Origin of the sequence: Janthinobacterium sp. SUN176 (genome assembly GCF_030587335.1) — a bacterium.
GTDB lineage: Bacteria > Pseudomonadota > Gammaproteobacteria > Burkholderiales > Burkholderiaceae_D > Janthinobacterium > Janthinobacterium kumbetense.
Genome location: NZ_JAPWIA010000001.1, coordinates 2,450,607 through 2,471,533 on the forward strand (window position 1 = coordinate 2,450,607; position 20,927 = coordinate 2,471,533).

Below are 20,927 nucleotides of genomic sequence, written 5' to 3' on the forward strand. Positions count from 1 at the left end.
TCTCTTTAGCAGCATTGGCAAGCGGCAAGTAAGGTGGAAGAGGCTTATTGCGCATGGCTGCCTCCTGCATCTGGCGCGGTGGCGGGTACGCGCGGTGCGACGACAGGCTGGTTGGCGCTGTCCGTTGCCTGGGCCGGCGCGGCGGCCGGCTGGCTGCTGAAACTCAAGCCCCCTCCCTTGCCGCCCTCCCTTTCCACGCTGCGCACCTCGCCCTGCGCCCGGCGCGCCTTGACTTGCTCGAGCACGGGATTCGAGCACGAACCTTCGATGAAGTCGGCGCGCAGCAGCTCGCCGTTCTTGGTATCGAGGAACAGGCTGTGCGGGTCGCCCAGGTTGCGGTTCGACGCTTCCATCATGCGGCTGGCGCGCGGCAGGGTCGAACCATCGACCTTGATGACATGGCTGTTCGGCGTGATGCCGCAATAGCTGTACTTGCCTTCCACGTCCGTGGTGAAGTTCGTGCCATCCTCCATGTACAGCCGCACGCCCGGGATGCCCAGTTCCTCGCCGTCCTGCACGTGGTTGTTGTTGCAGTCCACAAACACCTTGCCGGCGATGCAGGCATCCGTCGTGAATACGCCGCCCGTCACTTTCACTTTCGCGCGCGCCTCGTTCGAGGGCGGGCCGTTGGTGGTCGTTGCCTGGGCGCGGTTGATGCCGTCGCCCTGCAGCGAACCGACGCCCACGCGCAGGCGATAGCGGAAGCTGGCGCTGGCGTTCGGCGCCAGCGATTCCAGCTTGAAGCTCAGCTGGGGACCGGGCTTGCCGGAAGGATCGGGCTGCAACACATTGTTGCGCGTGGTGGTGCCGTCGATGTAGCGGAAGCCGGCCGGCAGTTTATCGAGCACGCTGACGCCGAACGCCGTCGCCAGGCCCGTGTTCTTCACCTCGATCGTGTATTGCAGGCTGTCGCCGATCTCGGCTTGCGCCTTGTTGACGCTCTTGCTGATCAACAACATCGGCTTGTCCTTCGTGTTGAACACGACGGGCGTAAAGCTGGGCGGCGTGGCGCCTGGCGTGGCCGGCAGCAGCAAGGTGTCGGCCGAGCTGGCCAGGGCCAGCACGCTGGCCGGCGCCACCGGCGTGCTGATCCCGCCGGCGCCGCTGTAGCTATGGCCGATGTTGCGCCCGCTCCCATCCGTGCCCAGCATGGTGCTCGCATACACCTGGTTCAATTGCGGCACGGTGGGAATCGCCGCCACGCTGCCGAAGTCGACCAGTACCGTGAAGACGATGTTGCAGCTTTCCTGCGGCTGCAAGTCGCCCTGGCCGCTCAGCAAGCCAAAGACGGTGACGCCGTTGAAGTCGGCATTCGCCACGCAAGCCGTGGCGCCGGCGGGCCGCGCCGTGACGGCCAGGCTGCCCGGCTTGAAGGTGACGCTGGTGGCCGTGGGGAAGACGGCCTTCAGGTTTTCCGCCACCTGCACCATGGTCGAGGTCGGGTAACCGGCAGGATAGCGGTTGGCCGCCTGCACGGTGTAGCTGATCTCGAACTTGCTGGCATCCACCTGCTGCTGCGCCGACACGGCCTTGATGACATCGACCACTTGCCGCAGCAACACTACGGGCGTGGGCGTGTCTTCGCCCGTGAAGGCGACGCCGCCCACGGTATCCGACGCATTGCCGTTGCGGTTAGGATCGACCTTGTCCGCCAGCGCGGCCACCTCCGCCGCCGTCGCCGCGGCGCCCGCATGGCTGCCGCCATTGTTGGACGCATCGAACACGAGGCTGCCCACGGGCGGCGTATACGTGGGGTTGGCGGCGATCACGCCTGCCGCCGGGGCGGGCGGCACACTGATGGCGCCGCCCCCGTTGGCGACATTGCCGCCCAGCGCGCTGGCAAACACGCTGTTGTTGTACTGCGGCAAGGTCGTCTCCTGCACCGTGATTTCCACGGTGAAAGTAATGACGCTCAACTCGCCCTCGCCCAAGGCCGCATCACCATTGAGCAAACGCAAGTCGCTGCCGCCGCAACCGCCCGTAAAGCCCGGATTGACGGCCAGCTGCCGGCTGCCGCCAATGGCGGGCGCGGCAGGCGGCGCGATGATGCGGCACGCGACCGGTTCAGGGAAGGCGGCACGCAGGCTGTCGAGCGCCTGCACGTTTTGCGCCGCGCCCTTGCCCACGTTGCGGATCACCACCGTGTACGGCACGTTGAAGACCTTGGCCGACAGCTGGGTCACCTTGCCCACGCCCAGCGCCGCGCCGATGGCGGGATTCGCCACTTCCGTGACGGCCGTGCAATCGGATGCCTGTGCGCAACGCGGCAAGTCGGGACCTGTCGGTACGATGGTATTGCTCAGGGTGCCGCTGGCCGCCACTTTCGCGCTCACCGTGACGGCGGCCACGGCGTTCGGCGCCAGGCCGGCCGGCACCGTGCAGACGAGTTTATTCGCCGCCAGCGGCGCGCACGTGGTCGGTGCGGCGGGCGTGACGACGATATCCGCCAGGCTGGCGGCCAGGTCGTCCGTCAAGGTGATGGCCGCCGTGGTGGCGCCGCTGCCGCTGTTGGTGGCCGTGATGGTCCAGCTGACGGTGTCGCCGATGCTGGCATTGGCCTTGTCCGCCACTTTCTTGACCATCACGCTGGGGCTGGTGACGTTGGTGGTGGTCTGGCAATCGGCCGGAGACAAGCACAGCGGCGCATCGGGCCCGGACGGCACGACGCGGTTGAGCGCCGCGCCCGCCTGGGTGACGGTCGCCGACACTTCCACGCTGGCTTCGCCGCCATTGCCGATCAGGCCGGCAGGCACGCTGCAAGTGAGCACATTGCCGGCCACGGGCGCGCAAGTGGCGCGCACGGGCGTGAGCACCACATTCGCCAGGCCGGCCGGCAAGGTGTCGACCAGGGTCATGACGGCGCGCGTGGGGCCGGTGCCCGTGTTGCTGGCCGTGATGGTCCATACGACGGTGTCGCCCACATTGGCGCTGGCACGGTTGACGCTTTTCCGCACCGCTACCTTGGGTCCCGTCAGCACGACGCTCGATTCGCAGCTGTTCGCCTGCGCGCAGGCTGGATTGTCGGGTCCGCTCGGCATGACGCGGTTCGACAGCACGCCTTCCAGCGTGCCCGTGGCCGTCACGCGCACGCTGCGCGTGCCATTGCCGATAGCCAATTGACCAGCAGCAATGCTGCAGCTTTGCACGCTGTTCGCCACCCAGTTCGCCAGCGGCGGGCACGTCACGCCCGCATCGGCGTTGACCGCCAGCACCGTCAGGTTCGGCGGCAGGATGTCCGCCAGGGTCACCACGCCCAGGTTGGCCACGCCGCCGCTGTTGATGGCGGTAATGGTCCAGATGATGCTGTCGCCCACGTTGGCATTGCCGACGTTGGCCGTCTTGCTGACGCGAATCACGGGACCAGGCATGGTCACCGTGGCCGTGTTCGGCAAGTCGTACTGCACTTCCGTCGAGCTGGTGGCGATGATGCTGACGATGGTCGACACATTGCTGGCCGGCTGGATATACGACAGGCCAAAGCTGTGCAGTTCGTTGGCCGCCAGGCTGGCGGGCAAGCCCGTCACCGTCAGCATGCCGCTGACGGCGTCATAGCTGCCGGCCGCACCGCTCAGGGTCACGCCCATCAGGCCTTGCGCCAGTTTCAGGCTGTACGTCACGTTCTCGGCCGTGCCGGGACCCACGTTGCTGTAGCTGACGATGCCGTTGATCTGGTCGCCGGCGCTGGTGGTGCCGGGGAAACCGTTCAGGGTGGTGGTCACGTCGACCAGCAGCTTGATGGCCGTGGTGGTGGTGCTGCAGTCCGCCGCCTGCGCGCAGACAGGATTGTCCGGGCCGCCAGGCAAGACCGTGTTCTGCAGCACGCCGGCCGCGCTGGCCGTGGCGCGCAGCACCACTTGCGCCTGTCCGCCCGGCGCCAGGCCGGCCGTCACGCTGCACGTGACGATATTGCCCGCCACGGGCGCGCAGGTGGCCAGTTGCGTGGACAGCACTTGCACGCCGCTGACGCCCGCTGGCAGGTTGTCGGTCAGCACGATGGCGGACTTGGTCGCGCCCGTGCCGCCATTGCTGGCAGTAATGGTCCAGGTCAGCAAGTCGCCCACGCTGACATTGCTCTTGTCGACGCTCTTGCGCACCGTCACTTGCGGCGCGACGAGGGTCGTCGTGGCTTGGCAGGCGCTGGCCGTATCGCAGGCGGGATTGTCGCCACCGCTGGGCACGACGCGGTTCGACAGGCTGCCGCCCGCAGTGCCGCGTCCCGTGATGACGACCTTGCGGCTGCCATTGCCGGCGGCCAATTGACCTGCCGCAATCGTGCACGCCTGCACGCTGCCTGCCGTCCAGCTGGCGGCCGGCGGACAGCTCACGCCCCCATCGGGCGTCACGCCGAGCACGACGATATTGGCGGGCAACACGTCGGCGATGACGACGGCGTTTTGATTCGGCAAGTTGCCCGTATTCGTCGCCGTGATGCTCCAGGTCAGGATATCACCGACGGCCGCGTTCACCTTGTCGACCGTCTTGCTGGCGCGAATCACGGGGCCAGGCAAGTTCGTCGTCGCCGTATTCGGCAAGTCGTTGACGATTTCCGTGGAACTGGTCCCCACCACGCTGGTGATGCGCGAGCTGTTGCTGGCCGGCTGGGTGTAGAACAGGTTGAAACTGGCGCTCTGCCCCGCGATCAGGGTGGCTGGCAAGCCGCTCAGCACGTACAAGCCCGTGGCGCTGTTGTAGACGCCGCTGATGCCGGGCGCGCCGCTGACGGGGCTGAGCGATACGCCGCTCAGCCCCGCTTCCAGTTGCAGGCTGTAAGTCACCGTTTCCGCCACGCCCGGCCCCACGTTGGCAAACGTCACCACGCCGCGGATGGCGTCGCCCGCATTGCTGCTGGCGGGAAAGCCGTTCAGGGTGGTGGTCACGTCGACCAGCAGTTTCGATACCACCGTGGTGGTCTGGCAATCGCCGGGCACGGCGCAGACGGGGTTGTCCGGCCCGCCCGGCAGCAGCGCATTGACGAGGCTGCCCGACAGGGTCGCCGTGGCGCTCAGCTTGACGGTGGCGGCGCTGCCGGCGGCCAGGCCGGCCGGCACGCTGCAGTTGACGACATTGCCCGCCGGCGCGGCGCAGGTGACGGGCGCCGTGGGCGTCACCAGCACGTTCGTCAGGCCCGCGGGCAGGGTATCGGCCAGGGTGGCGATGGCCGTGCTCGGTCCCGTGCCGGTATTGCGCAAGGTCAAGGTCCACGTCAGGGTATCGCCCACGTTGGCCGCCGTCTTGTCGACAGTCTTGCTGGCGTGCAGCAGCGGCGAACTGACGGTGCTGGTGGTGCTGCAATCGCCCGCCTGCAGGCAGACGGGGTTATCCGTGCCGCTGGCGCTGACGCCATTCACCAGGCTGCCGGCGGCGGCGGCACGCGCCGTCACTTGCAGCGTGGCATTGGCGCCGGCGGCCAGGCCGGCCGGCACGCTGCACGTGAGCACATTGCCGGCCAGCGGCGCGCAGGTGACGGGCGCGGCGGGCGTGACGACGATATTCGCCAGGCCGGCCGGCAAGGTGTCGGTGAGGGTGACGACGGCCGTGCTGGCCCCCGTGCCGCTATTGGCCAGGGTGACCGTCCACGTCAGGCTGTCGCCGATATTCAGGGCCAGCTTGTCGACGCTCTTGCTCAGCGCCAGGCTGGGGCTGGTGATGGTGGTCTGCGTCTGGCAGCTGTTGGCCTGGAAGCAGGCCGGATTGTCCGGACCGCTCGGCATGACCTGGTTGGCCAGGTTGCCGCCCGCGCTGGCCTTGCCGGTCAGCACGATCTGGCGCTGGCCGTTGCCGGCCGCCAACTGGCCGATGGCCACGCTGCAGCTCTGGCTGCTGTTGGCCACCCAGCTGGCCAGCGGCGGACAGGTGACGCCGCTGTCGGGCGCCACATTCGTCACGACGATATTGGCTGGCAGCAAGTCCGTCAGGATCACGGCGCCCTGGTTGGCGAGGCTGCCCGTGTTGCTGGCCGTAATCGTCCAGATAATTTCCTCGCCGACATTGGCCACGGCCTTGTTGGCCGTCTTGCTGACGCGAATGATGGAACCGGGCATGGTGACGGTGGCCACGTTGGGCTGGTCGTTCGGCACTTCCGTCGATGTCGTGGCGATACGGCTGACCACGGTCGACAGGTTGCTAGCCGGCTGGATGTAGCTGAGCTGGAAGCTGAAGCCCTGCCCCTGCGCCAGGGTGGCGGGCACGCCGCTGAAGGTCACCAGGCCGGAGCCGCCGTTGTAGCTGCCCGTCACGCCGCCGAGGTTGACGCCGGCCAGGCCGGGCGCCAGTTGCAGGCTGTACGTCACGCCTTCGGCCGGGCCGGGGCCGATATTGCTGAAATTGACGGTGCCCGCTATCGTGTCGCCCGCATGCGTGCTGCCGGGAAAGCCGTTCAGGGTGGTGGTCACGTCGACCAGCAGTTTCACGGCCGTGCTGGTGGTGCTGCAATCGCCGGGCTGCGGGCAGACGGGATTGTCGGGGCCGCTCGGCACGACCGTATTGACATAGGCGCCGGCCGCATTGGCCACGCCCTTGACGACGATATTGAGCGTGGCGCCCGCCGCCATGCCGGCGGGAATGGAACACACGAGCTGGTTGCCGCTCGGCACCGCGCACGTGGCGGGCGACGCGGGCAACACTTGCCACAGGGTCAGGTTGGCCGGCAAGGTGTCCGTCAGGGTGACGATGCCCATGGTCGCGCCCGTGCCCGTATTGGCCACGGCTATCGTCCACGTCAGCGCCTCGCCCACGTTGATATTGCTCTTGTCGACGGTTTTACGCACGGCCACTTGCGGGCTGAGGATGGTCGTCGTCGTCTGGCACGAAGCGGCCTGGGCGCAGGCGGGATTGTCTGGCCCGCTCGGCAGCACTTTATTGCCCAGGCTGCCTCCGGCCGTGCCCCTGGCCGTGATGGTGATGCTGCGGCTGCCATTCACGGCGGCCAGCTGGCCTGGCGCGACGGTACACGCTTGCGCGCTGTTGGCCAGCCAGCTGGCCAGCGGCGGACAGCTGACGCCCGCGCCCGGCGTGACGGACAGCACCGCCACGTTGGCGGGCAGGATGTCGGTCAGGGTCAGCACGCCCAGGTTGGCCAGGCTGCCCGTGTTCGTGGCCGTGATGGTCCAGGTGATCGTCTCGCCCACGTTGGCCGTCGTCTTGTCGGCCAGTTTCGTCACGCGGATGATGGGGCCGGGCACGGTTGCCGTGGCCGTGTTCGGCAAGTGGTTCGCCACTTCCACCGAGGTGGTGGCGATGCTCGACGTCACCATCGACAGGTTGTCGGCCGGCTGCGTGTAGCTGACGTTGAAACTGGTGCTCTGGCCATTCGCCAGGCCCACGGGCAAGCCGCTGAGGGTGACGACGCCCGTGGCGGGATTGTAGCTGCCCACGGCGCCCGTCAGGGTGACATTGCTCAAGCCGGGCGTCAGTTGCAGGGTGTACGTGACGCCTTCGGCCGGGCCCGGTCCCACGTTGGCGTAGGTGACGGTGCCGGAAATCATGTCGCCCGCCAGGGTATTTGGCGGGAAATTGTTCAGGGTGGTGGTGACGTCGACCAGCAGCTTGACCACCGTGGTGGTGGTGCCGCAATCGCCGGGCAGCACGCAGGCGGGAGTGTCGGGACCCGATGGCAGCACGCTGTTGACGGCGGCGCCAGCCACGGTGACCGTGGCGCTGACGACGATTTTCGCCGAGGCGCCTGGGGCCAGGCCGGCCGGCACGCTGCATGCGAGGTTCTGGCCCGCCACGGGCGCGCAGCTGGCGGGCGCCTGCGGGCTGACGACGACGTTCGCCAGGCCGGCCGGCAAGGTGTCGGCCAAGGTGACGGCGCCCGTGCTGGCGCCCGTGCCGCTATTGCTCACCATCAAGGTCCACGTGAGCGTGTCGCCCACGTTGATGCTGGCCTTGTCGACGGTTTTCTTCACGGCCACGTTCGGTCTGGTGACGGTGGTGGTGGTCTGGCAATCGCCCGGCGTGGCGCAGGCAGGATTGTCGACGCCGCCAGGCACGAGGCTGTTGGCCACCGTGCCGGCCGCATTCGCCACGGCCTTGATGGTCACCGTTGCCTGCATGCCGCTGGCCAGGCCTGGCGGCACCGTGCACGTCAGTGTGGTGCCGGCGGGCACGCCGCAACTGGCGGGCGCCACGGGCAGGATCTGCAGCGCACCCACGTTGGCGGGCAAGGTGTCGGTCAGGGTGATCGGGCCATTCGTGGGGCCGCTGCCGCTGTTGATGGCTTTCAGGGTCCACGTGATGGTGTCGCCGAGGTTGACGGTGGTCCTGTCGACGCCTTTCGTCACGGCCACGCTGGGGCTGGTCACCGTGCTGGTGGTGGCGCAGGCGGCAGGCGTGGCGCAGGCCGGGTTGTCGGCGCCGGACGGCACGACGCTGTTGTTGTAGGTGCCCGCTGCAGCAGGCTGGGCCGTGACGGTGAAACCGGCCACGCCGCCATTCGCGGCCAGGCCGGCCGGCACCGTGCACGTGAGGGTATTGCCCACCGGCGCGGCGCAGGTGGCGCTGCCGACCAGCGCCACGTTCACGCCCGTCAGGTTGGCCGGCAAGGTATCGGTCAGCGTGATGGCCGCGGTACTCGCGCCATCGCCGCTATTGGTCGCCGTGACGCTCCAGGTCAGGGTGGCGCCGATATTGATGCTGGCGTGGTCGACGGTTTTCGTCACCGCCACCTTGGGGCTGGTGATCGCAGTGACCGTACTGCAATTTTCCGCCGTGGCGCAGGATGGATTATCGGGGCCGGCCGGCATGATGCGGTTGGCCAGGCTGCCGCCCGCCGTCGCATGCGCCGTGATGGTGACGCTGCGGCTGCCGTTCAGGGCCGGCAGCTGGCCGGCGGCGATGGTGCACGTCTGGGTGCTCGACGCCACCCAGGCCGCCAGCGGCGGGCAGGTCACCCCGGGTGCCGCCACCACGTTCGTCACCACCAGGTTGGGCGGCAGCAGATCGGCCAGGCTCACGACGCCCTGGTTGGCGATATTGCCCGTATTGCTGGCCGTAATCGTCCACGTGATGTTTTCGCCCACGTTGGCCGTCAGCTTGTCGGCCACCTTGGTGACGCGCACGTTCGGCCCCGGCACCATCACGGTGGCCGTATTCGGCAAATCGTTGGCCACTTCGACCGAAGAGGTGCCGATCACGCTGGTGACAAACGAACTGTTCGTGGGTGGCTGCGTATAGCTGAGATTGAAGGTGACGCCCTGCCCGGCCGCCAGGTTCGGCGGCAGGCCCGACAGGACGATGAAACCCGTGCCCGCGTTGTACACGCCCGTCACGCCGCCGACGGACACGCCCGTCAAGCCAGGCAGCAATTGCAGCGTGTATGTGACGTTTTCCGCCGCGCCCGGTCCCATGTTGCGGTAGGTGACCGTGCCGCTGATGGCATCGCCCGCATTCGTCGAGCCGGGAAAGCCGTTCAGGGTGGTGGTGACGTCCACCAGCGCCTTGCTGACCACGGTGGTGGTCTGGCAGGCGCCCGCCGTGGCGCAGCTGGCGCCATTGCCGCCGGACGGCGCCACGCTGTTGACGAAATTGCCGGCCGCCGTCGGCACGCCAGTGAGGCTGACCACGGCGCTGGCGCCCGGCGCCAGGCCGGCCGGCACGCTGCAGCTGAGCGTATTGCCGGCCAGCGGCGCGCAGGTGGCGGGCGCCGTGGGCGTGACGACGATGCCGGCCAGGTTGGCTGGCAAGGTATCGCTCAGGGTCAGGATGGCCGTGGTGGCGCCCGTGCCGGTATTGTTCGCCGTCAAGGTCCACTGCACGGTGTCGCCGATGAAGGCGCTGGTCTTGTCGACGCTTTTTTGCACGCGCACGAGCGGGCTGACGATGCCCAGGGTGTCGCTGTCGACGTTGTTCGCGGGGATGGGGTCCAGCGTGCTCGCGCCGGCCGTGGTGGTGATCGTCAGGCTGCCGCTGGCGGGCAGGTTGAAGGTGGAACTGCAATTGATGCGCGAGCCGGGAATGAAGGGCGACACGGGCGCGCTGCAGCTGGCCGTGGCGCCGGCGGGCAAGCCGCTCATCACACAGGTGGGCGCGGCCGCGCTGTCGGGGCCGTTGTTCGTGCACACGCCCGTCACCGTCACGGGCGAACCGGCATTGTAGGGACCGGCCGGCACCGTCGTGACGGCTTGCATGTCCGCCTGCAGGCGGCGGTTGCTGATGGTACACGTGACGGGCGCCTCGGGCATGGTGAAATTGCCCGCGTTGGCCGCGCCGCTGGAAATGACGGCCGCCGTATCCGTGCGTGCGCAGCTGTAGCTGCTCTGGTACTGGGCCAGCACGGTGGCCGTGCCCCCGGTTTCCGCAAACGTGACGAGGTTGCCCACGCGCACCACGGCGCTGGCCGTGGCGCCGTTGCCGCCCTGCACGCCGGCCGTGCCGTTGGCATTCATGATGAACAGGCCGCTGTCGCCGACCGGCGCCAGCACCTTGAGCACCGTCAAGGTATTCGTCCTGACCGTGGCCGTGGTGCTGCTGCTGTTGTTGCTCAGGTCGCTATCCGTTTCGTTGGGCGAGACGGTCACATTGGCCGTATTCACGATGCTGGCGGCGTCGCCCGGCGTGGCCGTGATCGTCACCGTCAGGTAGGCACCCGCGGTAGGGTCGCTGACGGCGCCATTCACGGGCAGGTTGCCCATGGTAATGCTCACGTTGTTGCTGCCCGCACCCGAGGTTTTCGTGCCGCAGGAAGCGCTGCCGCTGGCGGCGCAGGTCCAGCTGACATTGCTCAGGCTGGCCGGCAGCACGTCGCTGAAGGTGGCGCCCGTGCTGAGGGCCGGGCCGCGGTTCCACACCTTCATGGTGTAGCTCAGGGGCTTGCCGACGGAAAACTGCGCCGGGCCCACCTTGCTGACGGCCAGGTCCGTCTTGCTATTGGTACAGTCGGCATAGGAACTGGCCAGGCCGGGATCGCGCAATTGCGCAGCGGGAATAATTTCCGTCACATTGTCAGGACGCGTCCAGCGCATGTGCAGATAATTGATGCCGCCCACGTTATTCCACAGGACGCGGGCCAGATAACAGCCGCCGGGCGTGGCGCTATTGAAATTGCCGGCCAAATTCTGGAAATCCGTTTCATTATTCGAATATTCGGCCACGCTGCCCACGGCCACGTTGTACACGGTATTGCGGTAATTGGTCGAATATTGGGTCGAGAAATCCACCTTCACGTCGTCATCGTGCGCGACGCTGAATTTGTAATTGCCCGCCTGGGGAAATACCACCAGCGTGTACATCACGCGGCCCATGATCCAGGCCCGGCAGGCGGCCGACGTTTGCTGCGTATCGAAGTTGCATAACTGTCCGGGATTGGCGGTCGTGCCATTGGCCCAGTCCAGCTGCGCCGACGTCCCCGTGCGCGCCGCGTTGGCGGCGGGATTGGCGGCCAGCGCCGCCAGACTGGCGAGCCGGCCCGTGCTGCCCGCGTTGAAGCCGTTGTTGTAATTGGGCGCGGGCGGATTGGCCGGCACCCGCTCAATGCCGCGGTAATCCTCCCACAACACCTGCGCGGCGGCGGGCGCGGCGGCGCCCAGCAGCAGGGAAGCGAGCGCCAGCGGCGCAACATGACACTTGGAAAAATGAGGCAGGCGGGCGCGGCCGACAAACGCGGCCAGCATCCCCAGATAGCGCCCGGCGGACGAAAAAGCTGCGTGGCGGCCGGAACGGCCTGCCGTTTCCTGGTGTGTTTTGATCATGTTGTTCGCTAAGAAATGTACCGCTGCAAGATGCAGACAAATATAAAAATGACATTTATTTGTCATGATTATATAAACAAGTAACACTTCAAGCGTACGACAACAGTGGTTTTTTTGTTTCCAACAATGAAATTAAATTATCTCGTTGATATTTCACAACACATTCATCGAATTCATCGTGTAGACACGCCGACATTCTATTTTTACCGCATACTGATTAGCTCGACATTATATTTAAATTATCATTTACATAATCATGCGAAACTATCAAACGCGTAGTTTGTTTTTCAAAAGAAACTATTAATGCTAATTAACAGCATTAATTCGAATATGCCTTTTCCCGGCATGCGCGGCAATTCCGCCATTCGATTTTGCACTGCCGCACATTCATTTTCTGGCGCCTGCTGTTAATACCAATTCCATTGCATTTACGTCCATTTCCCTGCAAGAGCTGGCATGCGACTGAAGGAATTGGTCTTGCAAAACGGGGGCGCATGCGTCGCGGCTATCGCACCGGTGCCCGGATCGCTTACTATCGCCCCATCGCGCCCTGCGCCACCGCCATCCCTTTGCCAGGAGTCCTCATTGATGCCCCACGCCTATCGCCGCCTGCTGCTGGCCTGCGCCTGCGCCTTGCTTGCGGCCTGCAGCCCGTTCACCCCGCCGCCCGCCGCCTCGCTCCCGGCCGCGCCGGCAGCGGCGCCAGCCATGCAGGCGCCGCCCTGGCAACAGCCGGGCGTGCGCATCCTGCACATCGCCCCGCAGGAATCCCTGCTGACCATCACCGTGCGCCGCGGCGGCGCGCTGGCGCGGCTCGGGCATGACCACGTGGTGGCCAGCCGCAGCCTGCAGGGCGTGGTGGCGCCCGCGCCGGGGCGCGCGCAGTTCCGCTTCCGGCTCGACGAGATGAGTGTGGATGAAGCCGGCCTGCGCCAGGCGGCCGGCTTGACGACGACGCCGTCGGCCGACGCCATCGCCGGCACGCGCCACAACATGCTGGTGCGCGTGCTCGAGGCGGAACGCTATCCGTGGGTGAACATCGAGGCGCGCCGCACGGGCGACAAGGAAGTGCTCGAGGCGGACATCACCCTGCATGGCGTGACGCGCACGCTGCAACTGCCGGTGCGGATTGAGGAAACGGCCGATGGCCGCCAGCTGCAGGCCAGCAGCAGCCTGCTCTTGAAACAGAGCGACTTCGGCATCGTGCCCTTCGCCGTCCTGGGCGGCGCCATGGCCGTGCAGGATCAGATGGAACTGGCGTTTCGCATTACCGCCAGGCAAGAACTCAGCGCGCCAGGATCAGGCGCAAGCCCAGGCCGATGAAGATGGTGCCGGCCACGCGGTCGAGCCACAGGCCGGCGCGCGGGCGGCGGTTCAGCCAGTGTCCGACGGCGCCGGAAAAATAGCCGAGCAGGCCGAACAGCACACAAGCCTGTGCCGTGAAGACGAGGCCCAGCTGCGCCGTCTGCCAGCTGGCATTGCCCTGGCCCGCGACGATGAACTGCGGCAAGAACGAGAGGAAAAACAGCACGACTTTCGGATTGATACTGTTGGCAAACAAGCCCTTGCCGAACAGGCGCAGCAGCGATTCGTCCGGCAGGGCCGCCGCGCCATCGACCTTGGCGCCGCCGCGGCTGCGCAAGGCGCCGATGCCCAGCCACACCAGGTATAGCCCGCCGGCCACTTTCAGCGCGGTAAAGGCCGTGGGCGAGGCGGCCAGCAGGGCCGATACGCCGATGGTCGCCAGCACGGTGTGCGTGAGGCAGCCAAGGGCGCAGCCCAGGCCGAACGCCATGCCCTGGCGGCGCCCGCGCGACATGCCCACGCCCAGCACCATCAGGTTGTCGGGGCCGGGACTGGCGGTAATGAGAACGGCGGCGGCCAGGAAGGCCAGGAACTGGTCGGGACTGAGCATGAATATCTCGCGGGCAAAGGCGCCATGATACCGGAGCGGGCGTCATGCCGGCAGGACATGAAATTGCCCGTATGCCAGCAAGAGTCGATTAAAATGGGCACTCCACAGCAAACGGCGTTGCCGCCGCTTCCCGCGCGACCATCACCAAACCCATCGATGCCAGCCCACCCGCCCCTTTCCCGCCACCGCGCTTCCAGCTCCCGCGTCTGCGCCTGGCTATGCGGCTGGCCGCTCGTGGTCGGCCTGCTGATCGGCCTGCTGGGCCTGGCGGGTGGGGCGCAGGCGGCGCCCTTGCCCCTGAGCAAGCAAGGCATCCAGCACCTGGGCAACGGTGGGCAACTGTTTCTCGCCGGAAATGACGCCGCGCCCGCCGATGCGGCCGCCCTGCCCGCCTGGCTGGCGCACCAGCGCCCGGCCAGCCAGGTCGACCTGTTCGGCGGCGCCTACTGGCTGCACGCGCAGGTGCGCAACGACAGCGGCGAAACGGCCTGGGTCATCGACCCGAACGACACCCTGATCGACCTGGTCGACGTGTACGTGTATGGCCCCGGGCCGCAGACGGCGCCGCAGACCTTGCTGACGGGCTACCAGCGTCCGCACGAATATTTGTTGCACTACGGCAGGAACGTGCAACTGGCGCCGGGCGCCACGTATGACATCCTGATCCGCTTTTCCAGCCCCTATTACGCGCGCGCGCCGCTGTTCGGCGTGCAGACGCAGCAGGATTACCGCAAGCTGGTGGGCAAGGAAAACTTCCTGATGGTGGCGTCGATCGGCGCCCTGCTCGCGCTGGGCCTGTTCAATTTCTTCATCTTTTCCATCACCCTGGAAAAAGCCTCGGCCTATTACGCGCTGTACGTGCTGACCTATGGCCTGGCCTGGGCCATGACCTTCCACGTCTTTGCCGACCTGTTCGACTGGCGCCTGCTGCAGCTGCATTACGTGCCGTTTTTCCTGCTGCCCGTCTTCAGCACCCTGTTCTACACGCATTTCCTGCGCCTGCGCGACTACTCGCCCCTGCTGCACCGCATCAGCAAGGTCAACCTGGTGCTGCCCCTGCTGCTGCTGCCCAGCTGCTTCTTCGCCCTGTCGTATGCGCACACGCTGGCCACCATCGTCATCAGCATCTGGATGCTGCTGGCGCTCGTCTGCGGCATCGTCGTCTGGTGCCGCGGCTACCAGCCGGCGCGCTTCTTCGTGCTGGCCTTCGTCGCCCTGATGCTGCCCGGCTTCCTGATCCTGCCCGCCAACCTGGGCCTGATGCCGGCCATGGTGGCCAACGCCCAGCTGGTGACCCTGCTCGGCGGCACCTTCGACGGCTTGCTGCTGGCCTTTGCCCTGGCCGACCAGATCCGCCTGCTGCGCAACAACCTGGAACAGCGCGTGCAGGAGCGCACCCTGGCGCTCACCCTCAGCAACGACGCCCTGCTGAAGGCCAAGGAACACGCGGAAGTGGTCAGCCGCCACCGCATCGATTTTCTGTCCGCCATGAGCCACGACATCCGCACGCCGCTGGCCGGCGTGATCGGCATGCTGAAATTCGCCCTGCGCGACCAGTCCGTCAAAGGCCGCACGCAGGAATACCTGCGCATCGGCTTGCACAATGGCGTGTCGCTGTTGACCATTCTCAATGACATCCTCGATTTCTCGAAGATCGACGCCGGCAAGCTGACCCTGGAAACCGTGGACTTCGACCTGCTGGCGCTGATCGGCGACGCGGCCGGCATCGTGCAGGGCCAGGCCGACGCCAAGAGCCTGCTGCTGCGCCGCGAACTGGCGCTGGACTTGCCGCGCTACGTGCGCGCCGATCCCACGCGCCTGCGGCAAATCCTCATCAACCTGCTGGGCAATGCGCTGAAATTCACGGCGAATGGCGAAGTGCTGCTGGAAGTGCGGCGCGCCCGCACCCCGCCGCGCCGCGACGGCCGCAGCGAGATCGAATTCATCATCAGCGACACGGGCCCCGGCATCGACGCGGACACCTTGCCCCGTTTGTTCCAGAAATTCGAGCAGGCCGACCATTCCACCACGCGGCGCTACGGCGGCACGGGCCTGGGCCTGGCCATCTGCAAGGAGCTGGTCGAACTGATGAACGGCACGATCGGCGTGGAAAGCCGCATCGGCATCGGCTCGCGCTTCCATTTCACCTTGCCGCTGACGCCGGGCAGCGCGCCGGCGGCCGACGCGCGCCGGCCGGCACGCCACGCGCGTCACGCCTGCCGGCTGCGCATCCTGTGCGCGGAAGATGTGCGCACCAACCAGATCATCATCGGCACCCTGCTCGAAAGCATGGGGCATGCCGTGACCATCGTGGAAAACGGCGAGCAGGCGCTGCGCGCGCTGGGTGCGGGCACCTACGATTGCGTGCTGATGGATGGCCGCATGCCGCTGATGGATGGCGAACAGGCCGCGCGCCTGATCCGCGACGGCGGCAACGCCGAATTCCCCATTCCCGACGCACACATTCCCATCCTCGCGCTGACGGCCAACGCCAGCGAACATGACCGGCAACGCTATCTGGCCGCCGGCATGGACGACTTCCTCAGCAAACCCGTCGACGAAGCGCTGCTGTTCGAGAAAATCGACGCCCTCATCGACCTGCTGCTGGCGCGCGGCCACGCGCTGCCGCCAGCGGCGCCCACCGGGGACGACAGCCTGGCGCGCCAGTTCGGCCTGGACGACGCCGATGACGCACCTCCCGCGCCGGCCGATCCCATGACGGCGCCCGTGCATATTTTGCCGCTGGCCGGCCTGTCGCCGCAGCATTTGCAGCGCATCGCGCAAGCGTTCCTGACGGAAGCGCCGCGGCGCCTGGACCTGGCTTGCCACGCCGTGCGCGATGGCAACGCCAGCGCGGCCGCCGCCGCCTTCCACGCCCTGAAGGGCAGCGCCGGCTACCTGAGCCGCCCCACCCTGCATGGCCTGTGCCACCAGATGGAAACCCTGGCCTCGAACGGCCAGCTCGATAACGTGGAACAGCTCCTGCCGCAGTTGCAGGAGGCGCTGAGCGTGGCGCGGCGCGACCTGGAAACTCAGCCCGCCGACTGAGCCATCCAGCCATGCGCTTGCAGCCACGCCAGGAACAGCTGCGGCCAGGCGGCCGGCTCGCTGCCCGGCTTGCCCAGGCCCCAGCCATGGCCGCCGCGCTGGAACAAATGCAGCTCGACGGGTACGCCCGCGCGGCGCAGGGCGGCCGCCATCAGCCGGCTGTTCTCGGGCGGCGCAATCGGGTCATCGAGCGCCTGCGCGATGAACATGGGCGGCGTGCGCGCATCGACGTGCAATTCCACCGACAGCGCATCGCGCGCCGCCTGCGCGGGGTGACGTCCCAGCAACTGCTTTTTCGCATGCGTCGTGTCGAATGGCGCCTGCATGGTCAGCACGGGATACAGCAGCACGGCAAAGTCGGGGCGCGCGGAGACGGCATCGACCGCATCGACGGGCGCGTAGCGGGCCGCGTCGGGCTGCACGGCCGTCATGCCGGCCAGGTGCGCGCCGGCGGAAAATCCCAGCATGCCGATGCGTGCCGGGTCGATGCCCCATTCGGCCGCGCGCGCACGGATCACGCGCATGGCGCGCTGGCCATCCTGGAACGGCGCGCTGACGCCTCCACCCTCCTGCGGCAGGCGGTACACGAGTTCAAACGCCGTGACGCCTTGCGCCTGCAGCCAGCGGGCGGTGGGGCCGCTCTCCTTGCCCGCCTCGATATGCGCATAGCCGCCGCCGCTGACCAGGAGCATGGCGATACCGTTCGGCTGCGCCGGGCGGTGCGCGATCAGATACGGTTGTTCGACCTGCGTGATGGAACCCTTGGCGCTGTCGCGCTGCGGCCCAGGCGCCGCGCCACCGGGCGGCGCGCCGGGCCACAGCATGATCGCGCGCGGCGGCGCGGCGACCGCGTGCAGGTTGATACAGATCAGAAACAACAGCATCAGGCGTTGCATGATTCGCTCGCGCAGGGAACAATGAAACGCCATCATAGCGAAATCACTAAAAATCCGTCTCGCCCTGGATCACGGCCGGATACCCCGTCATGGCGCGCGACGTCTGCATGCCGGCCATCACGGCCGCCTCCACGCAGCCCGCGTTGATGCCCGTCTTGATCCAGTCGCCCGTGAGGAACAGGTTGGAAAATCCTGACTGGTCGGTGGCCAGCCGGTACTGCGTGCTGTTCACCACCGACATCACATAGCGCTCGGACGGGTCGACGTTGGCGCGCCAGTACTGGCTGTCGAAACGGGCCGCGCCCATGGCCGCCTTCGCGTCCACCAGCCATTGCCACGGGAACGCGCCCGGCCCGCCCGCCTCGGGCCACAGGGCGCCGATCTCGCGTTCCAGCTGGTGCAGCGCGCCCTGCTTCGCCCTGGCCGCGCAGCGGGCGGGGAAATCCGTGTCGGTGACGGGCGGATAGCTGTCGACGGGGAAGGCGCTGCAAAAGTAGGAGACGTTTTTCGGCGCCAGTCCCGCAGGCCAATCCTCGCGCGCCAACAATTGATCCATCGGCGCCCACGTGTCGTACGGCTCCGTGAAGGCCGACAGCACGGGCTGCTGGCCCTTCGGTTGCGTGGTCCAGCCCATCTGACGCAAATCCTTGTTGAGCCACACCTGATAGGCTTGCGTAGCCACGGTCTTCACCTTGTCGGCCGCCAGTTGCAGGGCCGGGCTTTGCGCCAGCAGTTGCGGGCACAAGGCGGGCAGCGAGCCGATGGAAATGCCGAACACCACCTTGTCGAAGTCGACGCCCTTCTTCAATACCGTGGCGGGCAGCGCGCGGCCGAACGCTTGCCGGTACTGCTGCGGCCAGTCGCTCCAGTACGATTCCAGGTTGACCTCTTTCTCCTGCAGCAGCGCCGCCTGCGCCGCTTCGATCTGCGCATAATCGGGCGCGCTGGGCCAGCACGCCAGACCTTTCACGTCGACCAGCGGCGCATAGCCGGCGGCGGGGTCTTTCAATTGCACCTGCTCGGTGATGCGGATGCTGTCGATGTCGCCCGCGCCCGGCACCAGTTCTTCCACGCGCTGGAAGAATTTGAATTCCACGCCCCTTTTTTTCAACACTTGGTACAGCGGCGTGAAGATCGTGTCGCCCATGCCGGCCTGCATCTTGAACATGATGCCGCCCTTGTAGGCCAGGCCGATGCGCGCCATCGCCCGCAACAGCGTCCCCGCCTCGATGTTCGGTTTCGCAAAATCGCCGCCCTCGTAGGCGAACACCAGGTCATAGAAGCCGCGCACGGGCGCCGAGTTGACGCTGAACTGCTCGTCGCCGCCATGCTTGCGCAGCCAGTCGCGGAAATCGATATCGTTGATGACGTCGAAGCCGTTCTTGAACACGCCATCCTGGAACATGCCCTTCATGACCGTGATGCCCAGGTCCAGGCAAATGAACAGGCGGCGCAATTCGTCGTCGCCATCGATCAGGGCCCGGTAGCGCAGGCGCAGCCAGGCGCGGATGCCGTTCAGGGTGCTGGCCAGCAGCTGGTGGCGGGCCTGGTCGTGGCGCGTGGAGTCCGGCGCCAGGTCGGCCACCAGCGCCACCAGCGCGCCCACGGACAGGCCCACGTCCAGGCCCAGTTCATCGGCCTGCCCCACCACTTCGTCGGCCAGCCGGCGCAGCCAGCCCGGCCACACGCCTTCGCCTTGCGACGCGCTGGCGCTCACGATGCGCGCGTCGGCGTCCGCCACTTGCCGGATCTGGCGTATCCACTGCTCGATCCAGCCCACCATGGCGATGGCCATCTGCCACAGGGTGATGTCTTCACCGCCCTCGCCCGGTTCGCCCGGCAAGGTGGGAAAGACGATGGACCAGTTGCGCCACTTGCCCTTGACGTCTTCCGACAGGGCCACGTAATCGTGCTGTTTGAAAGCGTCGCGCCAGGTGGCCAGCGGCGCGCCGGGCGGACGCTCCAGGCTCGCGTACGCTTCCTTGATCATCTTGAAGGCGTTCGCGTAGAAGCCGAACCAGATGTGCAGGCCGTGCTCCTCGATGCGCTGGCCCGCTTGCGCATTGCGCCCGCTGGCCCCCTTGCCGCCCAGGCGCCAGCCCAGCTGGTAGACGGTGATGGCATGCCGGTTTTGCCAGCCCGGCTGGTTCGTCAGATAATACGCCGTGGTCATGGCCGCCACGCCGCCACCGAGGATGGCGATCTTTTCCGGCGCGATGCGGGAATTGTCGACCAGCTCCTCGCCCGGCATGGCCGTGAAGTCGAAATTCACCTGGAACGGCAATATCGCCGCCTGCGGCCCCAGTTTGAGACCCAGGGTCTGGTCCAGCGGGAAGCTGTCGAACGCGTGCAGCGTGCATTCATACTCATAGCCGAGCAGGCGCGCGCTGTGCAGGCGGTTGATCTCGGCCGGCGCAGCCACCAGGGCCTGGTACACGGCTTTCACGCCCGCGCTGTCGGGGAATTGCTTGAGGAAAATCTGGTCGATGCGCGGGTTGCGCAGCAGCGACAAAACATCGGCCCAGCCGGCCTGATCCATGTCAAAGAAATCGGGGATGGACAGGAAAATCTGGAACGCCTGCTCGATGAGTTCCAGGAAACTGTTGATGGGCTTGTGCTGCCCCGTCTGCACGGTGACGTTGACTTCCAGCAATGGATGCAGGGCCAGTTTTGTTTCCGGCGAAAAATGCTGGAAACCCTTGGCGGCCACGGAGCAGCGTAGCGGCTCGCTGCCGGCGGCGGGGATCTCGTAGTCGCACAGGTATTTCGGATAGCCGAACAGTTCGCGCCCGTTGATCAGGGCCATGGCGTCATCGACGAAGATATGGCACGGATACCAGTAGATATGCGCGAGCTTGCCGGCCGCGTCCATCTGGCCGACCATGATCCAGGTGACGATATCGACTTCCGTGATCCAGCCCTTGGCCTGGTCGACGGGGTTGGCGGAATCCGCATGGTTGACGCGCGTAAACGTCAGCATCACATACGGCGACAGGGCTTTCAGTGTCATCTTGCTGCCCGCCACCTGGTTCAGGGTGGTATTCACGGTCGCTTGCAGCTTCGCCAGGTCGCCCCGGACGAAATAGCCGTACATTTCCGACTGTTTCAATTGCAGCGGCGAGTGCATCATCACCGAACCGCCCTGATAGATATAAGAAGGTCTTGCCGTAGGTATCGCCGTCATTGCCTTGCCCCCAAATTTAAATTTCAGACAAACAAGATTTCCACAGTGTATTTGAGAAATATCAATGAATGATATGAAATAAATTAAAGGATTTGCCAAGATGCATAGGCTCGGCCGGAAGGGCGAAGGACGGGCGGAAGGCAAGCGGCGGCCATCGGGTGTAGGATGGTTCATCCGTGCAAAGCAGGCGAACTGAT

General features: G+C 66.5%; 6 protein-coding genes. 2 read left to right on the forward strand and 4 right to left on the reverse strand.

The window, feature by feature from the left end:
* Nucleotides 1-44: 44 nt before the first annotated feature.
* On the reverse strand, nucleotides 45-11,687 hold the full coding sequence (locus O3299_RS11060) for a hypothetical protein (RefSeq protein WP_305062328.1): 11,643 nt from the start codon (nucleotides 11,685-11,687) through the stop codon (nucleotides 45-47).
* Nucleotides 11,688-12,275: 588 nt separating this feature from the next.
* Here O3299_RS11060 and O3299_RS11065 point away from each other — a divergent pair.
* A complete protein-coding gene (locus tag O3299_RS11065) occupies nucleotides 12,276-13,010 on the forward strand; it encodes a YceI family protein (protein WP_305062329.1) in 735 nt (244 codons plus the stop codon).
* Here the strand turns inward: O3299_RS11065 and O3299_RS11070 are convergent.
* Complete coding sequence (locus O3299_RS11070; protein WP_251348108.1) at nucleotides 12,973-13,602, reverse strand: LysE family translocator; 630 nt, start codon at nucleotides 13,600-13,602, stop codon at nucleotides 12,973-12,975. The genes O3299_RS11065 and O3299_RS11070 overlap by 38 nt on opposite strands.
* Before the next feature lie 156 nt (nucleotides 13,603-13,758).
* On the opposite strand from O3299_RS11070, the gene O3299_RS11075 reads away from it, so the two are divergent.
* On the forward strand, nucleotides 13,759-16,650 hold the full coding sequence (locus O3299_RS11075; RefSeq protein WP_305062330.1) for a hybrid sensor histidine kinase/response regulator: 2,892 nt from the start codon (nucleotides 13,759-13,761) through the stop codon (nucleotides 16,648-16,650).
* Here O3299_RS11075 and O3299_RS11080 read toward each other — a convergent pair.
* Both O3299_RS11080 and O3299_RS11085 read right to left on the reverse strand, forming a co-directional pair.
* The gene (locus O3299_RS11080) at nucleotides 16,635-17,546 is read right to left on the reverse strand and encodes an alpha/beta hydrolase (RefSeq protein ID WP_305062331.1); all 912 of its coding nucleotides are present in this window, start codon (nucleotides 17,544-17,546) and stop codon (nucleotides 16,635-16,637) included. The genes O3299_RS11075 and O3299_RS11080 overlap by 16 nt on opposite strands.
* A gap of 46 nt (nucleotides 17,547-17,592) precedes the next feature.
* Nucleotides 17,593-20,730 (reverse strand): FAD/NAD(P)-binding protein, encoded by a 3,138-nt coding sequence (locus O3299_RS11085; protein ID WP_305062332.1) that lies wholly within the window; start codon nucleotides 20,728-20,730, stop codon nucleotides 17,593-17,595.
* Between the last annotated feature and the right edge of the window lie 197 nt (nucleotides 20,731-20,927).

Bases quoted from the DNA above. Each gene is read 5' to 3' on its own strand.
- O3299_RS11070 (WP_251348108.1), bottom strand. From the start codon at position 13,602: ATGCTCAGTCCCGACCAGTTCCTGGCCTTCCTGGCCGCCGCCGTTCTC.
- O3299_RS11085 (WP_305062332.1), bottom strand. From the start codon at position 20,730: ATGACGGCGATACCTACGGCAAGACCTTCTTATATCTATCAGGGCGGT.
- O3299_RS11065 (WP_305062329.1), top strand. From the start codon at position 12,276: ATGCCCCACGCCTATCGCCGCCTGCTGCTGGCCTGCGCCTGCGCCTTG.
- O3299_RS11080 (WP_305062331.1), bottom strand. From the start codon at position 17,546: ATGCAACGCCTGATGCTGTTGTTTCTGATCTGTATCAACCTGCACGCG.
- O3299_RS11060 (WP_305062328.1), bottom strand. From the start codon at position 11,687: ATGATCAAAACACACCAGGAAACGGCAGGCCGTTCCGGCCGCCACGCA.
- O3299_RS11075 (WP_305062330.1), top strand. From the start codon at position 13,759: ATGCCAGCCCACCCGCCCCTTTCCCGCCACCGCGCTTCCAGCTCCCGC.